General features: G+C 70.4%; 4 protein-coding genes and 1 pseudogene. 1 reads left to right on the plus strand and 4 read right to left on the minus strand.

From position 1 onward, the window contains the following. The coding region (locus ABZ281_RS38520) for an acyl-CoA dehydrogenase family protein (RefSeq protein ID WP_356662668.1) at positions 1–813 on the minus strand (813 nt) is incomplete at its 3' end. A 332-nt stretch (positions 814–1,145) separates the two neighbouring features. On the opposite strand from ABZ281_RS38520, the gene ABZ281_RS38525 reads away from it, so the two are divergent. Beyond that, positions 1,146–2,411, plus strand: coding sequence for a glycoside hydrolase family 18 protein (locus ABZ281_RS38525; protein WP_356662669.1), 1,266 nt, complete (start codon positions 1,146–1,148; stop codon positions 2,409–2,411). A 45-nt stretch (positions 2,412–2,456) separates the two neighbouring features. Here ABZ281_RS38525 and ABZ281_RS38530 read toward each other — a convergent pair whose 3' ends face one another. The 3 genes and pseudogenes from ABZ281_RS38530 to ABZ281_RS38540 form a co-directional block, all read right to left on the minus strand. After that, a complete protein-coding gene (locus ABZ281_RS38530) occupies positions 2,457–3,113 on the minus strand; it encodes a TetR/AcrR family transcriptional regulator (protein WP_356662670.1) in 657 nt (218 codons plus the stop codon). Between the two features lie 75 nt (positions 3,114–3,188). Next, positions 3,189–3,329, minus strand: a complete 141-nt coding sequence (locus tag ABZ281_RS38535) for an SCO1431 family membrane protein (RefSeq protein ID WP_356662671.1) — start codon at positions 3,327–3,329, stop codon at positions 3,189–3,191. A 91-nt stretch (positions 3,330–3,420) separates the two neighbouring features. Continuing rightward, positions 3,421–4,593, minus strand: a pseudogene (locus ABZ281_RS38540) (peptidase C39 family protein); the annotation flags it as partial. Positions 4,594–4,690 lie beyond the last annotated feature (97 nt).

Genomic DNA, 4,690 nt, shown 5'->3' on the forward strand with positions numbered 1-4,690 from the left:
GTAGGCCAGCGCCTCGTCGAGCGCGGCCTGTGCCACGCCGATCGCGCACGCCGAGATGCCGAGCCGCCCCGAGTCGAGCGACGACAGGGCGATCGCGAAGCCCTGTCCCTCCTCGCCGATGCGCCGGGCGTCCGGGACGCGGACGCCGTCGAAGTGGACCTGGGCGGTCGGCGAACCCTTCATGCCCATCTTCTTCTCCGGCACGGCCGCGCTCAGCCCCTCCGCCTCACCGGGCACCAGGAACGCGCTGATCCCGCGCGGGCCCTCCTCGCCGGTGCGGGCCATCACCGTGTAGAAGTCGGCGATTCCGCCGTGCGTGATCCACGCCTTGGTGCCGGAGATGACCCAGTCGTCGCCGTCCCGTACGGCTCGGGTGCGCAGGGCCGCCGCGTCCGATCCGGAGTGCGGCTCCGAGAGGCAGTACGCGCCGAGCATGCCGCCGCCGAGCATCGCGGGCAGGTGCTCGACCTGCTGCTCCTTGGTGCCGAAGGCGGCGAGCGCATAGGAGGCCAGGGAGTGGACGCTGACGCCGAGACCGACGGTGAGGCGGGCCGCCGCGAGCTCCTCCAGGACCTGGAGGTAGACCTCGTAGGGCTGGTCGCCGCCCCCGCACTCGGAGTCGTACGGCAGGCCGAGCAGCCCCGACTGGGAGAGCAGGGTGAACAGCTCGCGCGGGAAACGGCCGGCGTCCTCCTCCTCGGCCGCCCTCGGGACGATCTCCTGTGCCGCGATGTCGCGGACGAGTGTGATCAGGTCCCGGGCCTCCTCCGTGGGCAGTTGTCGGTCCACCGGCTGCGGGGCTCGGTCGGGCATGGCGACGCTCTCCTCCCTGTCGGGCACTGGCGGACGGGCCCAGGGGTGGGGGCGGCGCCGCCGGGTCGTTCTGGTGCCTGGCCGATGCTTGCAGTCCCGGGTCTCGGAAGCTGCTGACCAGCGGCTGTGCGCTGTGAGTATGCCCGATCGGAGGCATCCCGTCACCAGTTAACGACCGCTTACTTCAAGAAATGGCCGAGCGCATCCGGAGCGGCGAAATTGGTCCGAACCATTGACCCGACTGGTCTAGTCCTCCTACTGTTTCGCTCCACCGATTCACCGCGTTCATGCCAATGGACGCGCGTTCCCCTCTCCCCACCAGGAGACACCGGATGCACACCCCCCACCGTTCCCGCTTCCGGGCCATCGTGTCCGCGGCCTGCTGCGCCGTCCTCGGCGCCGGTCTGCCGGCCGGCGCGGGCACCTCCGCCACCGCGGCGACCTCGGCTCAGGAGGCCGCCGCAGGTTCGAAGGCCGCTCCCGGCGTCAGGGCCGCCGGCTCCAAGGTCATCGGCTACTTCACCGAATGGGGCACCTACGACCGCACGTACTACGTCAAGAACATCGAGACGTCCGGATCGGGCGGCAGGCTCACCCACATCAACTACGCCTTCGGCAACGTCACCGGCGGCAAGTGCGCCATGGGCGACGGCTACGCCGCCACCGACCGGACCTACACCGCAGCCGAATCCGTCGACGGCAAGGCCGACACCTGGGACCAGCCGCTGCGCGGCAACTTCAACCAACTGCGCAAGCTGAAGCAGAAGCACCCGAACCTCAAGGTCCTGTGGTCCTTCGGCGGCTGGACCTGGTCGGGCGGCTTCGGCGAGGCCGCGAAGAACCCGGCCGCCTTCGCCCGGTCCTGCTACGCCCTGGTCGAGAACTCCAAGTGGGCCGACGTCTTCGACGGCATCGACATCGACTGGGAGTACCCGAACACCTGCGGCGCCACCTGCGACACCAGCGGCAAGGCGGCCTTCCGGAACCTGATGCAGGCGCTGCGCGCCAAGTTCGGCACGCGCAGCCTCGTCACCGCGGCGATCACCGCCGACGCCACCCCGGGCGGCAAGATCGACGCGGCGGACTACGCGGGCGCCGCCCCGTACGTCGACTGGTACAACCCGATGACGTACGACTTCTTCGGCGCCTGGGACGCCGAAGGTCCGACGGCCCCGCACTCGCCGCTGACCTCCTACTCCGGCATCCCGAAGGCGGACAACCACAGCTCGGCGACCATCGCCAAGCTCAAGGGCCTCGGCATCCCCGCCTCGAAGCTGCTGCTCGGCATCGGCTTCTACGGCCGCGGCTGGACCGGCGTCACCCAGGCGGCGCCCGGAGGCACGGCGACCGGCCCGGCGGCGGGCACGTACGAGCAGGGCATCGAGGACTACAAGGTGCTCAAGGCCAAGTGCCCGGCGACAGGGACGGTGGCCGGCACGGCGTACGCCAAGTGCGGCGGCAACTGGTGGAGTTACGACACCCCGGCGACCATCGGCACCAAGATGAACTACAAGAACCAGCAGGGCCTGGGCGGCACGTTCTTCTGGGAGCTGAGCGGCGACACCGCGAACGGTGAGCTGATCAAGGCGATCAAGTAACGCCCGGAGCGGGGCAGAGGGTCCCCCGGCCCCTCTGCCCCCTTCTCATGCGCCCTGACGCGCGGGCTGCGGGGCCGGGTAGGCCGGGTCGAGCTCCTCGATCGCGCGCAGGGCGCCGCCGAGGGTCTTCACCAGCAGCTCGCACATGGTGTCGCGGGGCAGTTCGGGCCGGTCGATCCATTCGAGCGTGGCGCCCTCGACACTGCACACCCAGGCCAGCAGGGCCATCCGCGCCAGCGGGGTGATGTCGACACGCTCGTACGCGCCTTCGGCGATGGTGGTCACGACGGCCTCGCGCACCCCGTCGCGGATGGCGTGCACCTCGGTGTCGAAACCGACGCCGCCGCTCACGATCGTGCGGTACGCCGCCTGGTTGTGCTCGGCGTAGCGCAGATAGCTGTCGATGGTGCGCTGGACCCGGTCCACCGAGGGCAGTTCGAGGCCGCTCGCCGCCAGGGTGACCAGCTCGGTGACCGAGTCCTGGATGATGGCCAGGTAGTAGCCGCGCTTGGACTGGAAGTAGTAGTAGATCAGCCCCTTGGCGACGTGCGCCTGGCGGGCGATGTCGTCCATCGACAGGGCGTCGTAGGAGATGTCGGCGAACAACCTCCGCCCGATGGCGATGAGTTCGGCACGGCGCGCCATCGAGCGCTCGGTGCCGCGGGCCCGGGGACGCGCGGCAGGCTGGGGGCTGATATTCAATTTCGACCCTGGTCTCAACGGGCGGGGCGGGACCTCCGCAGTATGGCAGGCCTCACCTCCGGGTCGTGGGTCAGGTCACAGCAGCCCGAGCTGGCTCACCAGCATCGCGACGACCACGACGAGGGCCCAGCCCATGAGGTGCTCGACGATCTTCGGGCCGTCGTCCTGAGGGCCTCCGGTGCGGACGCGGGTGGCGGTGGCTGAGTGCACGGTCATGGCTTCTCGCTGGGTCGGTGGTGCGGACGGACTCCCCCCGAAGTTCCGTCCACCTTGCCACCGGACGCGGCTTTTGCGGCCGAGAGCTTGGTCACACGCGGACGCCCACGGCCGTCAGGGCCTTGCGCTGGCCCGCGCTCGGGCGTGCCGGGAAGTACAGGTAGCAGATGCCGCCGGTGCCCGAGACGACCTTGCCGGAGGCGTTGTACCGCTTGGTCCTGAGCCAGATGTTCTCCCACTCGCGCCGCCGGTAGACGCGCCGCACGGCCTCGTTGCTCGCCGAGAAGGGATCGTTGGCGATCACGTCACCACCGGCCGTGAAGCCGACGACGGCCATCAGGTGCCCGGCGGTGCCGTACCCGGCGCCGGTCAGCTCCTCCTTGAGGAACGACTGGGACGTTATGGCCGGGATGCCCGCGGCGATCAGCGTCTCCAGTTCGGTGAGCGAGCCGAGCCGGGTGACGACACCCTGGAGGTCCTTGAACGTGGCGGCGTAGGCGGCGTTGAAGGGCCAGTTGCCACAGCCCGCGTACTGGTAGTCGTAGGTGAAGCGGGCCGCGTGGCACACCTGCGGGTCGGCGTACGCGGGATCGACCCAGTCCAGCTGCCCGTCGGTGAGCCGGCCGCCCCAGTACTCGACGATCATCTGGGAGGACGTCGGGCTGCACCAGGCCTCGCCGCCGTTGTCGTACTCGGGGTACTGGCCCTTGTGGATCTCCTGCGAGTAGCGCGGGACCGCCAGTTCTCTGGCGAGGCCGGGCGCGGACGCCGGGACGGTGAACCGGTCGGGCACGTCGGAGCCCATGGCGCCGACCCGCCACACGGTGGGTGTGGCCTTGGTGCCGGGCTTGCGGTAGAGGGTCAGGCGCAGCCGGTACGAGGCCAGGCGCAGGCCGGTCGACGCGTCGTCGATGGCCAGGGTGTCGGTCCAGACGGTGCTCTTGCCGTCGCTCTGGTCGTCGACCGAGGTGCGCCGGATGTCCTGGTCGCCGGCGGCCCAGCGGGCCATCACGTACCAGGGGGTGCTGGTGCCGTCGGTGTAGGTGCCCTTGATCTCGGCCTTGATCCAGGTTCCGGCCGGGGTGCGCGCGTTCCAGGAGACGATCGCCTCGGTCGCGGGGACGGCGAGCCGGTGGACGGGAGAGGTCCAGGTGCCGTACTCCCACCTGGCGGTCTTGCCGGTGTGCGGATCCGTGTAGCCGGCGGTTCCGGCGGGCTTCGCGATCACCAGGCCCGGGCGGGTGCCCGCGACGGCCCGGGTGCCCCTATGCCACTGCGAGGTCCCCGAGGACGGTGACCACCGGGTCGGCGGTGGCTGTCGGGAGTTGGGCGTTTGCCCTATCCGCCGGCAGGCCTCGAAT

The organism is Streptomyces sp. NPDC006265, from assembly GCF_040613555.1.
Classification (GTDB): domain Bacteria; phylum Actinomycetota; class Actinomycetes; order Streptomycetales; family Streptomycetaceae; genus Streptomyces.